Below are 19,270 nucleotides of genomic sequence, written 5' to 3' on the forward strand. Positions count from 1 at the left end.
GGGAAGTCTTCAGCTATCATCCAGATCAGACATCACAATTGTGGCGTCGGCAAATCTTGGTGCTTGCTTTGTCCAACTAGCAAACCAGTTCTTGGCCTTCGGTTCGATAATGCGGTTCTGAAAAAATCCTGTGGAGAGAACATGCAGCCGGGGTATTTGAGAACTCCGGGCCTCGGATTGACGATGGTGCCTTCGCTGTGGCGTCGAACCATTCAATGCTTTTCCGGATTCCTTATGTCATTTGGAACACATCGCGTCGCGTGCCAAAGCATCAAAATAGAAAGCCGGTTTTTCCCTACATCGTGAAGCGTTCCATGTAGGGGCGAGCTTGTTGCGTGTTATTCATCCGTCACGCGAAACTCACCTGAGGCAGCATCCGTTGGGGGTTCGCCGAATTCGTCCGTGTTCAGACCTCTGCGAATGAGTTCTCGAATGGCGGCAGCCCTGGATGGCAGGCGGTTTTCAAACCGCCAATCATCGATTGCCTTGAGCTCTTCAAGATCAAGCATCAATTGGAGCTTTTCAGTCCGCTTCGGAGGTCGGGATTGATCTGACACGTTCTAAGCCTCAACTTACGTCACTTACTCCATTCATGTATGCCAGTGCTTTTCCATATCTACAACGACATTCGCAGGCGATGTTGGGTGCAGCGGTCAGTCATGCGATGGAAGAGCTATGTGGTAGGTGTGATACATACCTTAACCATATGTTTTTATTTGCATTTTTTGACCCACCACCTATCTTTACATCAACTGCAAAGCAAAAGAGGTGAAACATGACACAGCAAGTACTGAGACCCGAAGCGCAAGATGAATCCCATGATACGGGTATCGACAAGAATGCCTGGATCGCAAATGAGGTGACAGAAATCCTGTGTGACAGCATGCTGCTGATGGTAAAGACACAAGGGTGCCACTGGAACGTTGTTGGCCCCCTTTTCCTGCCGATCCACGAGCTGACGGAGCGACAGTATCGCGACCTGTTTGAGGCAATCGATACACTTGCGGAGCGTATACGAGCACTAGGCCACGTGGCGCCGATATCGTTCACCGACATGGTCAGCCAGGCCAAACTGACCGAAGAAGAGACCATCAAGGACGCGCACGGGATGATCAAGCAACTGATCACCGACAACGAAACGGTTGCACGCAAACTACGCGAAACGGCAACGCTCGCATCGCGTCACGGTGATGGTGCAACCGAGGATCTGATGAACACAAGAATGGCAAAACACGAAGAAGCTGTTTGGATGCTCAAAGCCATTGTTGCGACCTGACCGCTCGTCGCCAGAAGCCAGGTTGATCGGAATGAAGGAAAGGAAGCGATATGACGCGCGTTGGTTATGAGAAGAAAGCTAAATTGCAGCTGGATGCCTGGAACGCCCAAATTGACGTGCTGAAGGCAAAGCTGCATGCAGCCGAGGCAGATGCAAAGAAAGAGTACCAGGACCACCTTAATGCGCTTTATTCAGCAAAGAGTGAAGCGGAGGCCAAGCTGGAAAAGCTAAAGACAACCAGCGATGAGGCCTGGGAGGATGTACGTGACGGCTACGAAAAAGCCTGGGACGAGATGCAATCTGCGCTGAAAAAAGCGGCCAGCCGTTTGTCGTAGTTGTCAGTATCTACCTAAAGCGCTGCTGGTTTACCGAGCGCCAAAGATGAGCGTGCCAGTTTTCGCGAGCCCGCCAGGCGGGATACGGCAGTACGATGGCGCGGTTGGTTTCTTGCACGGTGTAACGTGCTCAATGAACTTGTTGGAGAATTGAAATGAACTGGGACCAAATCCAAGGTCAATGGAAACAACTAAAAGGCAGTGTTCAAGCCAAATGGGCTGAACTCACTGAGGACGATCTCGAAAAGGTCAAAGGTGATCGGGACAAACTGGAAGGCATACTTCAGGAGAAGTACGGCAAATCGAAAGAAGAGGTCCGGCGCGAGGTCGATGATTTCTTCTCTTCGGATTGAGGCGTTTATTCCGGGCAATGGTTGTCGGCGCCTTCTGAACAATTTGTCGTGCGACACACGTAAAGCGGGGTATGTCCGCCTAAAATTCCAGCGAAAGTACATGAAATCGGAGGTCACCATGCGGACATCTGGAGAAATCGTGAAGTATTTTCGCGGGTTTCTGACAATCCCCGCCGTGATAAGTCTTTCCGGGCTTGCGGTGGCGTGGGTTGTTTTTCTTCTTGAGCAGGCGCTCGTGCGCTGGGGGTGGGTTGTACCATCTGTGTTTGCCGTTCCTCAGAACACCGCAAGCAACGTTCTAGGGGTGATTGCCACCGCTTCAATGTCGGCGTTGGTCATGGTTTATTCCATTGTACTCTTGGTCTACACGTTGGCGGCTGGATCCATAGGACCAAGGCTCTTGCAGCGTTTCAGTGAAGATCGTGTGAACCAAACTGCAGTCGGCTCACTTGGCGCCACGTTTCTGTACAGTATTCTGGTGCTGTGGTTGATGCGCGACGACACATCGGTCAATTTGGCCGCCAGTGTTAGTCTTCTCTACGCAATCGTTTCGGTTCTGATGCTGCTGTTGTTTGTTCACACAGTATCCACACGGGTCACGATTGATCAGGAGGCCGCCAGGATATCAAAGGCTCTGGACCTCCAGATCGATGAAGCACTTAAAGACAGCGCGGACTTGCACGCATCCAACGTTGTCCCCTGGGAGGGAGCGTCACACCAAATCTTGTCGTCTGGCACGGGTTACCTGGACTTCATTAATGCTGCTGAATTGGTGAAAACAGCCCAGGACGCAAACGCTGTTATTGTTTTCGAGGTCCAGCCCGGCGACTTTCTGGTGCCGAGCGATACTCTGGCGACCGTCCACGGTGATGCTGGTGAAGATTTTTCCGATCTGGTGCTGGCGGCAGCTCCACTCGCAGCCGCACGGGATCCAAATGGTGACATTCGGTTTTCTGTACACCTGCTTGTCGAAATCGCACTTCGGGCTTTATCGCCGGGCGTCAACGACACCTTTACCGCAATTGTGTGTATTGACAGGCTGTCAGCTTCTTTGGCACGCGCCTGGTCGTCTGACCTGTGCACCGGTGTTTACAGAGATGACGCGGGTGCCGTTCGTCTGGTTTACCCGTCCATCACAGCAAAGTCTTTGTTTCGTGACTCGTTTCCACCCCTAAGACGCGCAGCCCGAGGCAATGGGCTCGTCACCGAGGCAATCATCAGGGCTCTGAAACGTTTGGCCAACGCTGCTCCCGGTGAAGATTTGGATGCCATCACTTTCGAACTAACGGCCATTTCGGATGAAACAAAGAGCAGCAGCATGCTTGATCGCGAAATTGAGCAGGTTTGTGAACACGTGGACGCTGCGCTTGCGACAGTGGCAAAGAACGGCAGCAAAAACGGCGCTGAGTAGCAAAGTTCTCAGGGAAATCAGGTCCGTGCTCGTCAAAACGAAACCAAACTGAGCCATTTAGTCTTAAGCAGCTCAACGGCTGTCAGGATCACCCTGCCCTGAAGGCCTTAACGTCGAAATTGCTTTCGGGGACGCATATCTCCGCGGCATCACAGTTCACAGGCGGCCCGAGACAAATTACATTCGGTTTTGAACAACAACAGTGAAAGGCGCGCATCAGATGGCACGACAGCTCCCGCACGAAGGTGATGGAAAGTATCTGGTATACGCTGGCACCGGCACTGATCTGATTTTCAATCACGGGGTTGAACTGCCCGGATTTGCGTCCTTTCCATTGCTGGAAAAGCCCGAAACCCGGACAATTTTGGCCGGACAGATGCGCGATCTTGTCGACCTGGCCAAGGAAATGAATATTGGATGTATTCTTGATGCACCCACCTGGATGGCGAATGTCGACCGCGCTGCGCCCCTGGGATATGATGCAGAGCGGCTCATAGATGTAAACAAGGATGCTGTAAGTTTGATGGAAGATGTGCGTCGGGCAGCCGGTCGCGATGATATCCTGGTCTCGGCCTGTATTGGCCCGCGCTATGACCCATATGCAGACGTTTCGCCGATATCTGTCGAAGATGCCCGACATTATCACAGAGCCCAGCTGGACAGTCTAAAAGAGACAAGCGTCGATCTGGTCACTGCTTACACATTCAACCGCCCCAGCGAAGCTGCGGGCTGTATACTCGCGGCAAAAGATGTTGAGCTGCAGATCATAATGTCTCTGGTGGTAGAGACCGACGGGTGCCTGGCAGACGGTACCAAACTCGTTGACGCCATCGATCAGATCGACACGGCAACCAACTCAGCTGCATTGTTCTTCATGGTCAACTGCGCTCACCCTACCCATTTCGCGGGAGCAATCGACAACCACCCGCGAATTCGAGGGATTGTAGCAAACGCATCGAGTTGCTCCCATGCAGAGCTCGACGAAGCGGAGGAATTGGACGAAGGCGACCCTCACCAACTTGGTAAGCAGATGGCCGAAGTTATGCGGAACAATCCATCGATCCAGGTTTTTGGAGGGTGCTGCGGTACCGATATGCGCCACTTGAGGTCTATGGCACGAGCAATAGACCACCCAACTTAAGTCACGTCTTTATGCTGACAAATTCCACGGTGGCGCGTCGGGCTGCCATCAGCCGCGGATCGCGTTAGGGCAACCACTCCGATCGGTGGGTGCGAATATAATCTGCCGTGCGAAACACCAACGCAGCCAGTGTTGCCGTCGGGTTGACCGCGCCAGGCGTGGGAAACAGGCTCGCGCCAGCGACAAACAGATTGTCCACCTCATGCACCTGCCCAAAGGAATTCGTGACAGACGCGGAGGCATCATCACCCATGATTGTGCCGCCCATCATGTGCATCGGGTTTCGCGGGCCCGCCCAGGCGTCGGTTGTCCCAGCCGCCTTGAAGATGCGCAGGCCTTCTTCCTTGGCCAGTTTCGATCTAGTCGCATTTGCATGCGGAAGCGAATTGATCACATGCGCCTGCGGCAACCCATATCGATCCCGTTTTGACGGGTCGAGCGTGATGCGGTTTTCCGGAATACTGTCCTCTTCGCATAGCACCGTCATGTTGCCATAGTGCCGGCTGGCGTTACGCAGATAGTCATCTAAGGCTTCGCCATATAGCTCGGGTTTGGCCAGAGCGGTTCCCAACAGATCGTTGGGTTTTGCAGCCTGCCCGACAAGCCAGGCGCGGCTGCCAAAGGCACCTTTTGCCGGTTGCTTGTCCTCATAGCCATCCAGGCAGAGCGTATTGGCCCCGGACACACCCAAATGCGGTTCCGTTTCCTGCGAGAAAAGCCCGTGGATGGTCGTAAGCGCATGGGACGTGAAATAGCGCCCCAATGTCTTGCTGCCATTGCCCAGCCCATCGGGATGTTTGTCGCTGGTCGACAACAGCAGCAGCCGTGCATTCCAAATCGTATGACAGGCCGAGATGACAATGTCGGCAGGTTGCAGGTTTTCTCGGCCCTGTTCATCAAGATACAGAACCCCGGTTGCCTTAGACCCCGAAGGGTCTGTTTCAATCCGTGCCACATAGGCGTTGTGGCGTAGTTCAACCCCTGCTTTTCGGGCCCGTGGCCATTGCAGAACCAAGGGGTTTGTCAAAGCCCCAATCGGACATCCCGCATCGCACCAGCCATCAAGCAGACAACCCGCTCTCCCGGCATACGGGGCGGAGTTTATCGCCAGAGTATTTGTCGTGAGTTCCAATCCTTCTGCATCAAACCCGGGTTTGATTGCTGATGACTGTTTGGACATGGAAGTGGCGGGCATGGGATAAGCTTCGCCGGACGGTGCATTGGAGTCATCGTTGCCCGAAACGCCGAAATAGGACTGCGCGTGGTCATACCATGGCCGTAAATCATCATACCCGATGGGCCAGTCCAGACTGCGCCCGAACAAAGACCTGACTCGAAAATCGTCCGGATGCAGCCGGTACCAGTTGGCATACCAATGCAATCCCGCACCGCCGGTCCCCCACCCCATGGCAAAGTTCGCAGCTCCCACAAGGTCACCTGTTTCCAGAACCTCCGGGCCGGCCCACCTGAGCCGCCGGGACCAGATTTGCGAGCTGATCATATCCGAGAGCTTTCGCTCTGGCCCGGCCTCCAGAACCAGCACGTTGAATGCCGCCTCGCCCAATTCGGCCGCCATTGTGCTGCCGGCAATGCCGGAGCCGATGATGACAACTTCGACCTTATCGTGTGAGATTTGGGACATTGGTTCTCTGTGTTTCGGGTCTCTCCTCGAGCAGCAGATTTGCTACCACGGCCGGGGCGGCGGAATATGCGCGAGATAAGGGATGTTCAGGTCCGCAAATCCTGCCTGCGTGCCATAAACAACATCCACCGCGTCGCTGCGCGAAATGAAATAGAAGAAATTCGGATTTGGGTTGGTCCAGACCTGCATCTTAGAGGCTATCGCAGCCTCAACCAATTCCAGTCTCTGATCGGCATTCGCCCGCGCAAAAGACAAGCCAAACCGATGCTGGCATTCTTTTTCAATGCCCGAGATTCCATTGCGGTAAAATCCTGCCATGTCGCTGGCATCGAGGTATCTGAGAAGTAACAGGGACGCGGCCTGATCTCCTGCGAGGTTTTCGTCGACAAACCTGGCGACCCCGGCCTGGCCTGCGCCGGAAACAATGATCGCGCACCAGGCCCCCAGAGTCTCAGCCTCGGTTGTTGTGAGTGTCTTGTAGCTTTCGTTCTCGACGGTCTTTGCCTCCGCGTTTCGGGAAAGGCTGCGCATTATGAAGGACGTCCAGAATGTGGTCGGGATCACACGAGTCAAAAAGTGGCGTCTTCCAATCATGCGGACTGTCTCCACCGATCATAAGCAGAAAGCCTGATCATCGGACTGGATACACCTTATCAGTTTTCAGCCCAACCGTCATGCACGCCAAACTACCGACGAAACCCAAACTCGGTGACAAAGAATCCAGGGTTCATTCCGCTGAACAGGTCGCGTAGCTTTTCAAGTTCAGCCGCAGGACCATGCAATTCGGCACCGGTGATACTGACCAGTTCCTGCGTGCTTTCAAAAATGTGGCTTCCCAATTCCATATGGCGGATTACTGCATCTGCGCTGTCATAATCTTCACGGGACACGACCGATCCATCGGCACCGAAACTGTAGGCTGACGCCAAGTGGCCAGGTTCCTGTTTGCGCAATTCAATCATTTCTGCGCAGTTTTTTCGAAATGCTGCTGCATGGGTTTCTGGAATCGTCATGTAGCCGACGACAGTGACAATCTGCGGGACGGACACGATAATTTCTCCTACAATTTGATTTTGAATACGCCACAAGAATAAGTGTTTTCCGACCATAGGCAAAATGGTGGTGGGTCGCCGAGTTCGGACACCGAGGAACATAGATGTTTTTGTCTTTGAGAAAAATCGTACATGCATAACAAAAACATTCAGAACTGGTTGCCACCTTACTCCCAATCTCTGGGGCTCGAACTGGTGTCCGTTTCAGTGGAAGAGGTGGTGGCGAAACTGGTCGTCCGAGAAGACATGGGCAACCGAAACGGGGTGATGCATGGTGGCGCAATCATGGGGGCAGCAGACTCCATCGGAGGCGTTGCTGCGGCTGTGAACCTGGATAAAGGTGCCAGTACAACAACCCTGGAGAGTAAGACGAACTTCATTCGATCGGTACAGATTGGCGATGAGATCACGTTGACCTGCATTCCCCTGCATCGCGGTCGAAAAACGATGATTTGGCAGACCACGATTACCCGGCCTGATGGTCGTACAGCAGCGATTGTGACCCAAACACAGCTCACTCTGGATTGGAACGGATAAACCACCAGGTTTAAAGCTGGCTGAGCTTGCAATCGGCAGCCATAACCTGAGCTTGTTTCAAGGCTTTTTGCGGAACGTGGTCGTGAGAAAAGTGCCAGAATTGTTTCTTTCTCATCCCTTCCAAAACGCGCTCCGCTACAGCTTCAGGGTCCATACCGTCCTTCACAACCTGAGCCACTTGCTTCTGAAACGTTCTGGTTTCCTCAGATATCGGCGCGTCTCTTTCAGCCGCGACGGGACGTTCCCCATCGACAAGATGAGTGTGTGTCGCGCCGGGACAAAGAACTGAGGCAGATACACTGGATCCAGAAGCCCGTAAGTCTCGTTCAAGCGATTGCATCAATCCGACAACTGCAAACTTCGACGTGTTATACGCGGCCAAAAAGGGCACCCATAAAGGCCTGACTCGGATGCAGTCGCGTAGACATGACCTTCGTTCTGAGCCTCAAAAAGGGGCAAAAAGACATGTACACCGTGAATAACGCCCCACAGATTGACGGACAAAACCCACTCCCATTCCTCGATAGTTGTCTCCTGCGTCGCAGCAAACGGACCCACCCCGGCGTTGTTGCACAGTAGGTGGACTGCGCCGAATGCACGGATTGTTTCGTCTGCCGTAAGCCGAACATCTTCAAGGTTCGAAACATCCGCTTCTACAATGATTGAGCTGCCCATCAATAAGGACGCCGTTTCTTCCAATGGAGGCGTGTGATGTCCTACCAGAACGAGGTTCATTCCCGCTTTAGATAGAACCCGAGCCAGACCGCGACCAATTCCGCTGCCTGCTCCTGTCACAACCGCAGTTTTTCCCAAGGTTTCCATCTGGACCGCTTTTCAATTGAAATGTGGCTGTTCCCCACAATATGCGGCGTGGCTTACTCTTGCCAAGTAACACTCCGTCTGATCGCAAAGAAGGGCCCTTATCAACGAAGTTCTTCATCGGGTGGATCTGATGCGAAGAGACCTGCAATTCATAGAAATTCATCTGACCTGACGTGTAAGCGGCCAGTTCTTTGAATTGTTGAAAGGGACAGAGTCGCACGGAACGCCATCCAGTACTGCGTCTGTTGTGGTGATGAACCAGAAACCATACGCTGGTCGCCTAACTTCCCAGACGGAAAAGATGGATGGAGGCAGCATGGCCAAACCGATTGAAGGTGGATGCTACTGTGGTGAGGTTCGATATCGGATCACCGGTGATCCAGTGATTCAACTCGTGTGTTTCTGTAGCGACTGCCTGTCTATGACCGGCACAGATGGATACGCTGGATATATGGTTGACTCCGATGATCTGCAGCTTCTGAAGGGTGAACCATCAACGTTTGAGAAAATCTCTGAAGAAGGCCGCCCCGTCATCAAGCATTTTTGCGGCACCTGCGGGTCAAACCTGTGGGGCGTGACCTCTTTCGGACTGACCAGCATCGCCGCCGGTACGCTGGACGATCCCAGTTTGTTCAGACCAACAAAGAAGGTATTCGTGAAAGATGCCCCTGACTGGGCTCGGGTGCCGCATAAATTGGAAGAAATGTAGCTGTAATCGCAAATAGCGTCTCTGACGAGACATTGAGCCACGCCAACTCCTGCCGTGTCGCAACCCGTCGACCCTCATGTTCGCCGCGATGCATCGGGCGAATTTCCGCAACAGCGCATCAAATCTGGACGACGTTGAACAAAGCCCCCATGGGATCGTGAACCAGTGCGCTCGCATAGGTGTTCTGAGTGTGCTGGTGTCGCGTGAGCACCAATCCTTCGCATCGCCTAACGCTTTTTAGGGCTTGTTCCAAAGAACTGACGCGTATGCCCGGGATCCATGCAGCAATGCCACTAAAAACTGAGCGATCCGATGTGCATTTCGCCAACACATCTCCTTCAAATCTGATCGCTCTTTGTGATGAAGAAGCGTCATCAATTGACGAGATGCACCAGCCAAACAATTCTCGATAGAACTGGGCCGGAATATCTCCGCTGCGGGTCAGGTAGTGTTCCAGCGCGAACTGACGCATTGGGACGGGAAAGTCGTGTCGCGACACTGAAATTCCGAGGTATGCTCCAAGTGGATCGCTAAGCAGGCAATTGCGGCCAACCCCTGGGACCTCAAAGGGTGGCTTGATCACGGCTCCACCAAGCGATTTTGCCAGTTTTGCTGTCTGATCTACATCTTCGACTTCAATATAGGGAATCCACCCTTCAAAGCGCACCAGGTTTTGAGAAACGATGCCAGCCCCTGCTTCGCCATCGAGAATTGCGAGGGTAAAATCCTTGCTCCCTCCGCCCCATGCGAAATCCGTCGCGTGTTCAATGCTGTAGGTCCAGCCTGCCAAGCTTCGATAGAAAGACCTGGATGCATCTTCCTCGGGCGTGAACAGATCGTGCCAAACAATCCGACCCAGCTTTTCTTTGACCACGGCGACCTCATCCAAAGTGCTTATGCCCGAGCATATCGCCCGCTTACGGCTGTGGTTTTGATACGGATCAACCCCGTGCGGATCTGATCCGCTGGCTACGGGCTGGCCTTCATCGGCAGTATCGGTCCCCAAGGAGTTTGGCGGACCGGGCCAAATGCAGTGAAACCAGCCTTTTTGTACGCAGCAATCGCACGCGCATTTTTCGGATGGGGATCGGTGGCGACAACCGGTGCGCCCCGAGCAAAGAGCCTGTTTACATGTTCTGAAATGAATGCCGGGCCGTGCCCGCGCCCAATCATGTCCGGTTCACCGATGAATTGATCGACCCCCCGAGATCCTGGCGGAAGTGAAAAGAAGTGATGATCTTCCCAACCATGGACAGTGTAATCTTGCATGTATGCAACCGGGTGCTGGTCAAGCGAAACGATCCATCGTTCAACGCGCGCATCTACCAATTCATCATCCGTGTTTGGCTCATCAGAATCCCACCACTCGCGAACATGTGGATATGATCGCCATTTCGACATCATCTCAAAATCTGCCGATGTCATCTTGCGAAACGTATAGCGATTGGAAGAACTCATGGCGAATAGTAGCAGAACTTATATCAGATGGATGGCGCAGTCTGCCATTTGACTAAGAAATGGCTCTGAACCTTAGTCGCCAACGGACCACTTCCCTGACACTTACCGCGAGTGCAAAACTTCGTAGTAAGCAAGCGCGCGTCTAGAGTAACAAAGGGTATTACCTTGGACTCGAGGGATGTTTGCGTTGAAATATCCAGCTAACCTTCCCCAAAAGAGAGTGACAACAAGTCAGCCTTTAAAAGCTGTGTGTCGTTTCTTCCGAGTAGGACATCAATGTCGTCATGGGTTCTTCGCCAAACCGGAACGGCCCGAACCAGCAGGTCCCGGCCTGCGTCCGACAGATCGACGCGCCTGCTGCGCTTGTCGCTGCTGTCCGGTTGCATTTTCAGAAGCCCCCGCCGCTCCAGAGGTTTCAAATTTGCGGTGAGGGTTGTGCGATCCATTGCAAGGAACTTCGCCAATTCGCCAAGTCTCGGTGCCCCCGGGCGATTCAATGCCATCAAAAGCGAGTACTGACCGTGGGTCAAACCCAGCGGTCTCAGAGCTTCATCAAACCTCCTGGCAATAGACCGTGCGGCGCGTTGAAGGTGCAGACAGAGGCACCGATCCCGAACCTCATGCGTAACTTCAATAGGCAAGTCGTCTCTCATACGGCTTCATTACGTTGACATCAACGTATTTGTCAATATTGTGGACGGTAAATCAGCGATTCCTGAATTGATACGCCATGAGCATGTTCACCAAATTGCCTGAGAAGAAATTAAGCCGCTTGAATTGGTCGAGCTTGGAACGCGCTCAAACGCTGGCATGGGATAATCGCAGCATTGCGTATCCAATCGGGACGTATGCTCCAAGACACATAGGTGATGCGTAATGCAAAAGGTCCGCACCTGCCTTTGGTTTGAAAGTGGCGGCGCGGACGCAGCGAATTTCTACGTTTCATTACTGCCTGACAGCCGCATGGAAACGGTTTTGGCTCCAGACGCTGGCGAGCCGGTGATGGTTGATTTCACCCTCGCGGGTGCGCCCTACCAAATCCTGAATGGTGGTCCTCACTTTAAGCTGACCGAGGCCGCTTCGATTACTGTTCTCGCAAAGGATCAGGATGAAATCGACCGTCTCTGGGCGGCGCTGACCTCGGATGGAGGTGAGGAAGCTCAGTGTGGTTGGCTCAAAGATCGTTGGGGCGTGTCCTGGCAAATCTATCCGCAAGTACTGCTTGATATGCAGGCTGCCAAAGACCAGGCCGCTGCAGAGCGAGCGCGCCAAGCGATGTACAAGATGAACAAAATCGACATTTCTGAGCTGGAAGCCGCATTTGCAGGATCGTAAATCAAGGAGTTTGGTATGACCTATATTACTGTTGCAGCCTATGCAGTCCCCACGGCGAACAAGGATGTCTTCATTGCACATTCAAAAGAAGTGACGCCTTTGTTCAAAAAGCATGGCGCACTCGCCGCCGTGGATGCTTGGGGCGACGATGTTCCGGACGGCAAGGTCACGTCATTCCCAATGGCTGTGAAGTGCGAACCGGATGAAACCGTCGCCTATTCGCACGTCATATGGCCGGACAAGGAGACCCACGACGCAAACATGGAAAAGGTCATGTCCGAGATGCAGGAGTCCATGGAGAACAATCCAATGCCCTTTGATGGCAAACGCATGATTTTTGCGAGTTTCCAATCACTGGTCGAGGTCTAGCGGGCAGCAAGCGGCCTGTTCAGGCAACGTGGAGGGCGAGCAATGTCCGGCTCAGAAACAACAGTTCTTATTGGCACAACAAAGGGCGCTTTTTTGCTCCGGCGCGATGTTTCAGAAGGCTCATGGGTAACGGATGGTCCGTACTGCGACGGATGGCCCATCAATCATTTTGCAAGTGATCCGGACACGGGAACGATCTGGGCTGGCGGCGGCGGCGACTGGAATGGCGCAGGCGTCTGGCGCTCAGACGATGGCGGCCAAACGTGGAATGTCACGCGGCTCAGCAAGGGTGAGATGGACAATTGGGCCGCCAATGATCCAGATTTCGCCGAAATGATTGGCTGGACAAACGAACCGCTCCCATTTGGTGATGAGTTCTCGCAAGTTTGGTCTTTGCACTATACAGATGGGACGCTCTATGCCGGAACCAAGCCTGCCAACCTGCTGAAAAGCTCGGACGGCGGAGAGACATGGGAAAACCTACGCAGCCTGAGCGAACATGAGTCAGTCGACAGCTGGAACCCGGGCGCAGCTGGACTAACATTGCACACTATTGTTTCGGATCCTCAAAACCCCCAGAAAATTTGGGTTGGCATATCGGCTGCTGGTGTCTTTGCATCTGAGGACGGTGGCCAAACTTGGGAACGGCGTAACAGGTTATCAAACATACAAGACTGCGAGCACCACGATCATCCCGCAGCGCCTCGTGATGGCGAGACCGGACACTGTGTGCACAACATGATGCGCGCGAACGGGGCTGAGGATTTACTTTATCAGCAAAACCACCATGGTGTCTGGCGCTCATCTGATGGCGGCCGCAGTTGGGACAACATATCGGATGGTCTTCCTTCAACGTTCGGCTTTCCAATACGCGTGCATCCGCGTGACCCCAAAACAATCTGGACCCTGCCACTCAACGGAGATTCAGTGGGCCGATATCCGCCAAACGCGGCAGCTGCAGTATGGCGATCCCGAGATGGCGGTGAGACGTGGGAGGCACAGCGAAAAGGGCTTCCCCAGACGGGTTGCTTCTTTACCGTCCTGCGTCAGGCATTGGCGGGCGATACGAGTGATCCGCCTGGGATCTATTTTGGCACAAACAGTGGTTCAGTTTTTGCCAGCCATGACGAAGGTGATAGCTGGAGTGAGATTTCCCGCCATTTACCCACAATTCTGGGCGTGGAGGTTCTGGACCAATAGTGCCGGCCTGTTGCAGTCACTCCCACTCCATCCCAAATGCCAACAGCGCAGCCCGCATAACGGGCAAAAACGAGTGACTTAAGATCCAAGAACTTCGCGGGGAACAGTAAATGTACCATCCTGAAACCGCTCGTAGTTGAATTGAAGGCGATGAGCATCAGGGCGTAGAGTTGCGTCAAACCTGATCCAAAGTTTGCGACACAAAAGACGTGCGAATTATTCAACTTCGTTACAGAGTTGATGACACAGCAGCCTTTTGTTCTTCCGTCAATTGCTCGGCGTCATCCAGACCCGGTATCGCAACGCGAACCTCGCGGCGGGCAAAGTCGATGCCGTTTTCCTTGAAGGCGGCCTTTACCCGGTTGAAGATTTCCTTGCGCAGCGTGAACTGCTTGCCCGGTTTGGCCATGAACTTGCCGCGGATGATCATGCCGACATCGTCAAAGTCGAATACACCCTGCGACTTGAAGGGCTGCAGGAAGCCATCCTTATGAGTCTCGTCCTCCATCATCTCGGCGCCGATCTTCTTGAAAATCTTCTTGACCTTGTTGGGGTCGGTGTCGAAGGGCACGGTGAATTTCAGCTTCATGATGACCCAGTCACGGCTGTAATTGGTCAGTTTCTGAATCTCACCATAAGGAATTGTGTGCACCGGTCCGCGATGGTGGCGCAGTTGCATGGAGCGGATCGAGATCTTTTCGACCGTTCCGGTGGTGCCGCCGACGTCGACGTATTCGCCGACGCGGAACGCATCGTCGATCAGGAAGAAAATCCCACCGACGATGTCCGAAACCAGCTTTTGCGCACCAAAACCGATGGCCAGACCCAAGATACCGGCACCAGCCAGCAGCGGTGTGATATCCAGACCCAGGGCCCCCAGGGCGAGCAGAATAAAGATCACCGCGATGGCGACCTGCGCCGTGACGCGCAGTAGCGGCAGGACGGTGGCCAGGCGCGACCCGCCGGAACCGCCGCCTTCACCGGCTTCTTCGTCCGGGCTTTGATCTGCGGTCATCTCTTTTGCCAGGCGGCGGTTGATCCAGAGCGAGACGATCTCATTCAGAATATAACCGACAGCGATGATGATGAAGAACTGGATCAGGCGGCTGCCTTCTTCCTGTCCTCCGCCTGCGATTTCCTGCAGGTTCAGGTTCCAGGCTTTGGCGATCATCAGGATCACAAGAATACCCGCCAGGACGCGACCGATGCGAATGTAACTGCGCTTGGTCGACTTATACGCCTGCTCGGCCACAGGACCTTCGCCCAGCATCGGGGGCTGCAGATGGCGCACCAAGCCACGGATCAGCGTATCGAGCGCCGGAGCGATCAGCAGCCAGAACATGGTGGCAAAATGCGCCCCCTGAACAAGCAGCGCGCGCGACGCAGGATTGCGCTGTGCCACCAGAAATTCAACCAACAACCAGGTAGCAGCGGATACAGCGACCGCAAAGTAGGGATAGTAATGCGCCACCTCTTTGTCGAATTTGGTGTGGTCGGGGTCGGTGCCCAGCATCATCTGTGACAGACCTTCGCGCGCTTTCCACGCGATGACACCGATATAGATGTGGATCGCGGCATTCAGCCAGAAGCCAATGCGGGTCTCATCCCCGGTGACGCCGTTCAGCCCGTTGAAGTGAAGCAGGAACAGTGTAAACCCGATGAGGATCAGCAGGCCGATCAGATTGCGGTGCAGAAACTTTGCCCAACGATCCTCGATATTGACCAGTCGGAAGTGAGGTTTGTTCGGCGCCAGTACAAAGCGCGACGTGGCTGCCCCCAGTCGAGGCACCCAGATCAGATAGAACACGAATGGGGCAGCGTAGGTAATCTGCTCGGGTGTCAGCAAGGCACGCCCAACAGCACGGATCACCACATAGAATACGATCAACCCAGCGATTTCGTGGCAGAAACGGACGAACAAATATCTGACGGCCCCCCAAAGATCGTTTTCATCCGCATGATCCGGCAGGCTGCGCCATTTGCGCGTCAGCAGACCAAAGAGTTTCTCGGCAATGAAGCCCACCACCAACACGCTGAAAACAAGACCGATCAGCACAAGTGCGCCGCTGAAGGTGAACGTGCCTACAAAATTGGTAAAGGCCTTGGCCTGCGCACTGAAGATATTTGGAACAGTTGTTATGACATGGGTCCAGGACGCAACCATTTCGGCCCAGATTTCGTTCAGCTCGGTGATCGGGTCTTCCCGGTCTTCGGCGGCGGCTGCGTTTTGTTCAGCGACGGCATCCAGTCGTTCCAGCAGGATGGAACGCACCTGATCATCAGACATGCGCGCAACCAGGTCATCGACTTGTTCGGGCGTCAGGTCTTCGGGAATTGCAACCGTCGCAGGTGAATCCGTTGATGACGTGGTGGGCACCTGTGCGTGCAATGGCCCGACCAAAAGCAAGAAGCAAATCAGGGTAACACTAGAGAATAGCCGAAACATGTGTCCCACTTTGTCTATGAGTTGGGATTGAAAAGCTGGCCGTATCTGGTCAGGCTTGAACATCCAGAACCTGACCAGATCGACGATCTTACGCCATAGCATTCCAACGACCTGGAAAGCTGCATAGGCTTCAATGTAAACCACCACCCCGTTGGGCGTTTATTACAGTTTGCTCCAGCGGGTTGTATCCTTCGGGCACCGGGACAAGATTGACCTCTTCGGCGTATTCATCAAAGAACGCCTGCATTTCTGCGACGAGGTCCGGCATCTCTGCAGCCAGGTTGTTGATCTCGGACGGATCGGCGATGGTATCGTAGAGCTCCCATTCTCCTGTGCCTTTTGGCGGTGGATTTTGGGACAGCTTGTAGCGGCCTTTGAACACAGCACTGGAACCGGCCAGCTCGTAGCCGACCGGGTTGTCTTCATCGCGTACTGTATCGAGCGCACCTGTTAGGACCGGCACCATGCTGATTCCACTGGGTGGGTTGATCTCGCGACCGTTGTAGGTCGATCCTGGTGTCTCGACGCCTGCCAGCTCAAGCAGAGTTGGGACAACGTCCAGGACAAATGCGAAGCTTTCAACCTTCGTGCCTGCGGCAACCATTTCGGGATATCGCACGATCAACGGGACACGCAGGCCCCCTTCTGTCGAGAACGTTTTGTAGTAACTGGCCGGTGTCGCTGCAGCTGCTGCCCAACTCGGACCGTAGTCCGCGTAGACACCTTTCTGTCCCATCGACGAAAAATCGCCCTGGTAATCCTCCATCCATACAGTGTCATAGTTGGCCTCATACCACTCACGGTAGTCAGGTGAGAGTGTCAGTTGGTTAGGATCTGGGCCGTTGTCAGACAAAAACAGGATGACAGTGTTTTCCAGTTCGCCCTTTTCCTCCAGATAGGCGAAAATCTCTCCAATGTTTTCGTCCATGTTGTCTAGCATACCCGCATAGGTCTGCATCCGGCGGGCATGGAAAGCCTGCTCTTCGCTGGACAATGCATCCCAATCCTCAAGCCGCCAGGGGTCATAGCTGGTTTTGTCCATTGAAGCATCGAGCGCGACGTCCGGAGAGACAATGCCAAGTTCCACCTGGCGCGCTAGCCGTTTATCACGCAAATCGGTAAACCCACTGTCATAGACGCCGTCGTATTTATCGATGTAGGGCTTTGGGGCTTGGTGGGGATAGTGCACCGCTTGATAGCCCACCCAGGCCAGGAATGGCTTTCCGTCGTCTATGTTGCTGTCGATGTAGTCAATAATGGTGTCGGTGTAGTGCTCAGTCGAAAAGTAGTCTTCAGTGGGCAAAGACACGAGTTCGTTGTCTTCATAGTAATGAACGCGCTCGTAGAAAGGCGCGTAGGGCTGTTCGACCCAATTGTCGGCGCCGCTTTCGCCCAGCATGAAGGAGCGATCAAATCCACGCGCGTAGGCAATGGTATCCTCATCATGCCCCAGATGCCATTTCCCGGCCATATAAGTGTGGTAGCCGGCATCGCGCAGCAACGTGGCAACCGTCACAACGCTGTCGTTGAGGTGTCCTTCATAGCCTGGCTTTCCAAATTGGTTGTCGGCTTGGATCTCAAGCATGTTGCCCAGACCCGCAAGGTGGTTGTCGACACCACTGATGAGCATAGTTCGTGTGGGTGAACAGGATGCACCAACGTGGAAGTTGGTAAACACCATACCCTGTGCTGCGAGTTGGTCGATGTTTGGTGTCTCAATCTCGCTGCCAAATGCACCGACGTCCGAGAAACCCATGTCGTCGGCGATCAGGATCAGGAAATTGGGGCGTGTATCTTCTTGAGCAGCCGCGGCAGAAAAGCCAAGCGCCGCTAAAGCGGAATAAAGGGGAAGAAAACGTCTCATACTAAACTGACCTCAATTGCTGTTTTAGCCACACCTGCAGAAGCGCAGTACAGCTTATCGTTGCGTATAAGAGCTGTCGTTGCGATAGCTTGCACCCAAGGTTTCACTTTTCGGAACGAGTGTATAAACTTTTGAAATAGAGATTGCGGCCCAGATTGTCGCATGGAAACTCGCCACAGTATCCGTGGCCGCTGAAGGGCAACAATCATGATTGACACGAAGTTGGCCGTTGCCGTGAAAGCTCTCGCGCGATTGGGAGGATTTCGTGAAGCAGCCGCAGCTGCCGGGGTTTCGCCAGCCACGTTGTCTCGTCGGATTTCGCAAGCAGAGGACTATGCAGGAAAACGTCTATTCGAACGCAGCCGAAACGGAACAACTCCGACTGATGCGGGTCAAAAATTTCTTCAACTTCTGTCCAACTTGGACACGGCGGGAAATGCTTTTGAACGCGGCGTCGCGGCTTTGCGCAACGAAGGTGGAGACCTTCTTGCAATTGGGTGCGGGCCACTCACGACGCGAACCATTATTTCCCCCAGCCTCGAAAAACTCCTTTCTGAGATGCCGGAGCTGCGGGTCCGGATTGATGTGAGGGCCACCAAAGAGCCGCTCGAGGCTCTGCGCAGCGGCCGCATCGACATTGCCGTTTGCGACCTTACCCATACGCCGGACTTGAGTGACCTTGAGATCCAGGTAGCACACCGCAGGCCCGTTTCATTCTGGGCGCGACCAGAGCACACTATTCACGCAGAAGCACCGGTGTCTTTAGACAAACTCTTTCGACAGCCTCTGATGGCACCATTTTTGCATAAGCATTGGCGGGCAACGTTTGCGGAAATCCTCGGAGGTGATGCCCAGGCTTGGGAGCTTGCGGAGCGACTCCCTCAGATCGAGTGCGACGATTATGGGATGCTCATCGATTTGGCGTGCCGATGTGACATTGTCTGTGGCGGTATGCCCGACGCCTTTGCAGAACATGCAAAACTTGAACGCCTTAAACAGGTCGCCACTCAGACCGAAATTCAATGGAATATCTGCTTCGCGCGCCGAAGAAATCACAGCTTCGACTCCCTGGATGTTCTTTGGAGGATATTGGGAGAGGATTTCGGGGAGTAGGGCCACTAGCCTGATCAACTTCTGCGGGCAAGACTACACGGGCCGAAGCTAAGCCAACCTTCGCAAGGGTCACACCAATATGAAGCCCCGGAAACATGAAGTGTCTTTGCATACCTAAAAAAGAACGTCAGTTGGAAGCGCGCTTGTATATTTCAAACGACGAAATGCGTGACTTCTTCTGAAAACGATCACCTTCCCCCAAGCGCT

Annotated in this window: 21 protein-coding genes and 1 pseudogene; 11 read left to right on the plus strand and 11 right to left on the minus strand. The window is 53.8% G+C overall.

Annotation, left to right across the window (positions count from 1 at the left end):
- Positions 1–338 precede the first annotated feature (338 nt).
- Complete coding sequence (locus J7394_RS05860) at positions 339–509, minus strand: hypothetical protein (protein ID WP_209227386.1); 171 nt, start codon at positions 507–509, stop codon at positions 339–341.
- Between the two features lie 266 nt (positions 510–775).
- Here J7394_RS05860 and J7394_RS05865 point away from each other — a divergent pair, with 266 nt between their 5' ends.
- The 5 genes from J7394_RS05865 (at position 776) to J7394_RS05885 (ending at position 4,516) form a co-directional block, all read left to right on the plus strand.
- Positions 776–1,276 (plus strand): Dps family protein, encoded by a 501-nt coding sequence (locus tag J7394_RS05865; RefSeq protein ID WP_209251552.1) that lies wholly within the window; start codon positions 776–778, stop codon positions 1,274–1,276.
- A gap of 50 nt (positions 1,277–1,326) precedes the next feature.
- On the plus strand, positions 1,327–1,611 hold the full coding sequence (locus J7394_RS05870) for a hypothetical protein (RefSeq protein ID WP_209251554.1): 285 nt from the start codon (positions 1,327–1,329) through the stop codon (positions 1,609–1,611).
- Positions 1,612–1,766: 155 nt separating this feature from the next.
- A complete protein-coding gene (locus J7394_RS05875; RefSeq protein WP_209251556.1) occupies positions 1,767–1,964 on the plus strand; it encodes a CsbD family protein in 198 nt (65 codons plus the stop codon).
- Positions 1,965–2,082: 118 nt separating this feature from the next.
- Complete coding sequence (locus J7394_RS05880) at positions 2,083–3,375, plus strand: DUF2254 domain-containing protein (RefSeq protein ID WP_209251558.1); 1,293 nt, start codon at positions 2,083–2,085, stop codon at positions 3,373–3,375.
- Positions 3,376–3,577: 202 nt separating this feature from the next.
- Positions 3,578–4,516 (plus strand): homocysteine S-methyltransferase family protein, encoded by a 939-nt coding sequence (locus tag J7394_RS05885; RefSeq protein ID WP_371811954.1) that lies wholly within the window; start codon positions 3,578–3,580, stop codon positions 4,514–4,516.
- A 64-nt stretch (positions 4,517–4,580) separates the two neighbouring features.
- Here the strand turns inward: J7394_RS05885 and J7394_RS05890 are convergent, their stop codons facing one another.
- The 3 genes from J7394_RS05890 to J7394_RS05900 form a co-directional block, all read right to left on the minus strand.
- A complete protein-coding gene (locus J7394_RS05890) occupies positions 4,581–6,158 on the minus strand; it encodes a GMC oxidoreductase (protein WP_209251560.1) in 1,578 nt (525 codons plus the stop codon).
- A gap of 42 nt (positions 6,159–6,200) precedes the next feature.
- Positions 6,201–6,752, minus strand: a complete 552-nt coding sequence (locus J7394_RS05895; RefSeq protein ID WP_209251562.1) for a gluconate 2-dehydrogenase subunit 3 family protein — start codon at positions 6,750–6,752, stop codon at positions 6,201–6,203.
- A gap of 92 nt (positions 6,753–6,844) precedes the next feature.
- Positions 6,845–7,207: an antibiotic biosynthesis monooxygenase gene (locus J7394_RS05900; protein WP_209251564.1), complete on the minus strand. Its 363-nt coding sequence runs from the start codon at positions 7,205–7,207 to the stop codon at positions 6,845–6,847.
- 135 nt (positions 7,208–7,342) lie between these two features.
- On the opposite strand from J7394_RS05900, the gene J7394_RS05905 reads away from it, so the two are divergent.
- Positions 7,343–7,747, plus strand: a complete 405-nt coding sequence (locus J7394_RS05905; RefSeq protein ID WP_209251566.1) for a PaaI family thioesterase — start codon at positions 7,343–7,345, stop codon at positions 7,745–7,747.
- Between the two features lie 10 nt (positions 7,748–7,757).
- Here the strand turns inward: J7394_RS05905 and J7394_RS22875 are convergent, their stop codons facing one another.
- Together J7394_RS22875 and J7394_RS05915 are read right to left on the minus strand one after the other, a co-directional pair.
- The gene (locus tag J7394_RS22875; protein ID WP_247748076.1) at positions 7,758–7,901 is read right to left on the minus strand and encodes a hypothetical protein; all 144 of its coding nucleotides are present in this window, start codon (positions 7,899–7,901) and stop codon (positions 7,758–7,760) included.
- Positions 7,902–8,054: 153 nt separating this feature from the next.
- Positions 8,055–8,569, minus strand: a pseudogene (locus J7394_RS05915) (SDR family oxidoreductase); the annotation flags it as partial.
- Positions 8,570–8,885: 316 nt separating this feature from the next.
- Between J7394_RS05915 and J7394_RS05920 the strand changes: the two are divergent.
- Positions 8,886–9,278 carry a GFA family protein gene (locus J7394_RS05920; RefSeq protein WP_209251571.1) on the plus strand — a complete coding sequence of 131 codons (393 nt, stop codon included), beginning with the start codon at positions 8,886–8,888 and terminating at the stop codon, positions 9,276–9,278.
- A gap of 118 nt (positions 9,279–9,396) precedes the next feature.
- On the opposite strand, the gene J7394_RS05925 is transcribed toward J7394_RS05920, so the two are convergent.
- From J7394_RS05925 to J7394_RS05935, 3 genes are all read right to left on the minus strand, one after another.
- Positions 9,397–10,152: a VOC family protein gene (locus tag J7394_RS05925; protein ID WP_209251572.1), complete on the minus strand. Its 756-nt coding sequence runs from the start codon at positions 10,150–10,152 to the stop codon at positions 9,397–9,399.
- A gap of 95 nt (positions 10,153–10,247) precedes the next feature.
- Positions 10,248–10,736, minus strand: a complete 489-nt coding sequence (locus J7394_RS05930; protein ID WP_209251573.1) for a GNAT family N-acetyltransferase — start codon at positions 10,734–10,736, stop codon at positions 10,248–10,250.
- A 200-nt stretch (positions 10,737–10,936) separates the two neighbouring features.
- Complete coding sequence (locus J7394_RS05935; protein ID WP_209251574.1) at positions 10,937–11,389, minus strand: MarR family winged helix-turn-helix transcriptional regulator; 453 nt, start codon at positions 11,387–11,389, stop codon at positions 10,937–10,939.
- Between the two features lie 223 nt (positions 11,390–11,612).
- On the opposite strand from J7394_RS05935, the gene J7394_RS05940 reads away from it, so the two are divergent.
- Genes J7394_RS05940 through J7394_RS05950 form a run of 3 tightly spaced genes read left to right on the plus strand, consistent with a single transcriptional unit; the run spans position 11,613 to position 13,640 of the window.
- Positions 11,613–12,071, plus strand: coding sequence for a VOC family protein (locus J7394_RS05940; protein ID WP_209251575.1), 459 nt, complete (start codon positions 11,613–11,615; stop codon positions 12,069–12,071).
- A gap of 15 nt (positions 12,072–12,086) precedes the next feature.
- Positions 12,087–12,440 carry a DUF1428 domain-containing protein gene (locus J7394_RS05945; protein ID WP_209251576.1) on the plus strand — a complete coding sequence of 118 codons (354 nt, stop codon included), beginning with the start codon at positions 12,087–12,089 and terminating at the stop codon, positions 12,438–12,440.
- Positions 12,441–12,482: 42 nt separating this feature from the next.
- A complete protein-coding gene (locus J7394_RS05950) occupies positions 12,483–13,640 on the plus strand; it encodes a sialidase family protein (protein ID WP_209251577.1) in 1,158 nt (385 codons plus the stop codon).
- 229 nt (positions 13,641–13,869) lie between these two features.
- Here J7394_RS05950 and J7394_RS05955 read toward each other — a convergent pair whose 3' ends face one another.
- The gene (locus J7394_RS05955) at positions 13,870–16,017 is read right to left on the minus strand and encodes a mechanosensitive ion channel family protein (protein WP_371811956.1); all 2,148 of its coding nucleotides are present in this window, start codon (positions 16,015–16,017) and stop codon (positions 13,870–13,872) included.
- Between the two features lie 199 nt (positions 16,018–16,216).
- Complete coding sequence (locus tag J7394_RS05960) at positions 16,217–17,950, minus strand: arylsulfatase (RefSeq protein WP_209251579.1); 1,734 nt, start codon at positions 17,948–17,950, stop codon at positions 16,217–16,219.
- Between the two features lie 207 nt (positions 17,951–18,157).
- On the opposite strand from J7394_RS05960, the gene J7394_RS05965 reads away from it, so the two are divergent.
- Entirely contained in the window at positions 18,158–19,063 is a 906-nt protein-coding gene (locus tag J7394_RS05965) for a LysR family transcriptional regulator (protein ID WP_209251580.1), read from the plus strand.
- The last annotated feature ends 207 nt before the right edge of the window (positions 19,064–19,270 follow it).

This window comes from Ruegeria sp. R13_0, from assembly GCF_017743995.1.
Lineage (GTDB): Bacteria > Pseudomonadota > Alphaproteobacteria > Rhodobacterales > Rhodobacteraceae > Ruegeria.

Coding starts and splice junctions, on each gene's coding strand:
- J7394_RS05860 (WP_209227386.1), bottom strand. CDS start 509: ATGCTTGATCTTGAAGAGCTCAAGGCAATCGATGATTGGCGGTTTGAA.
- J7394_RS05865 (WP_209251552.1), top strand. CDS start 776: ATGACACAGCAAGTACTGAGACCCGAAGCGCAAGATGAATCCCATGAT.
- J7394_RS05870 (WP_209251554.1), top strand. CDS start 1,327: ATGACGCGCGTTGGTTATGAGAAGAAAGCTAAATTGCAGCTGGATGCC.
- J7394_RS05875 (WP_209251556.1), top strand. CDS start 1,767: ATGAACTGGGACCAAATCCAAGGTCAATGGAAACAACTAAAAGGCAGT.
- J7394_RS05880 (WP_209251558.1), top strand. CDS start 2,083: ATGCGGACATCTGGAGAAATCGTGAAGTATTTTCGCGGGTTTCTGACA.
- J7394_RS05890 (WP_209251560.1), bottom strand. CDS start 6,158: ATGTCCCAAATCTCACACGATAAGGTCGAAGTTGTCATCATCGGCTCC.
- J7394_RS05895 (WP_209251562.1), bottom strand. CDS start 6,752: ATGATTGGAAGACGCCACTTTTTGACTCGTGTGATCCCGACCACATTC.
- J7394_RS05905 (WP_209251566.1), top strand. CDS start 7,343: ATGCATAACAAAAACATTCAGAACTGGTTGCCACCTTACTCCCAATCT.
- J7394_RS22875 (WP_247748076.1), bottom strand. CDS start 7,901: ATGGACCCTGAAGCTGTAGCGGAGCGCGTTTTGGAAGGGATGAGAAAG.
- J7394_RS05920 (WP_209251571.1), top strand. CDS start 8,886: ATGGCCAAACCGATTGAAGGTGGATGCTACTGTGGTGAGGTTCGATAT.
- J7394_RS05930 (WP_209251573.1), bottom strand. CDS start 10,736: ATGAGTTCTTCCAATCGCTATACGTTTCGCAAGATGACATCGGCAGAT.
- J7394_RS05935 (WP_209251574.1), bottom strand. CDS start 11,389: ATGAGAGACGACTTGCCTATTGAAGTTACGCATGAGGTTCGGGATCGG.
- J7394_RS05940 (WP_209251575.1), top strand. CDS start 11,613: ATGCAAAAGGTCCGCACCTGCCTTTGGTTTGAAAGTGGCGGCGCGGAC.
- J7394_RS05945 (WP_209251576.1), top strand. CDS start 12,087: ATGACCTATATTACTGTTGCAGCCTATGCAGTCCCCACGGCGAACAAG.
- J7394_RS05950 (WP_209251577.1), top strand. CDS start 12,483: ATGTCCGGCTCAGAAACAACAGTTCTTATTGGCACAACAAAGGGCGCT.
- J7394_RS05960 (WP_209251579.1), bottom strand. CDS start 17,950: ATGAGACGTTTTCTTCCCCTTTATTCCGCTTTAGCGGCGCTTGGCTTT.
- J7394_RS05965 (WP_209251580.1), top strand. CDS start 18,158: ATGATTGACACGAAGTTGGCCGTTGCCGTGAAAGCTCTCGCGCGATTG.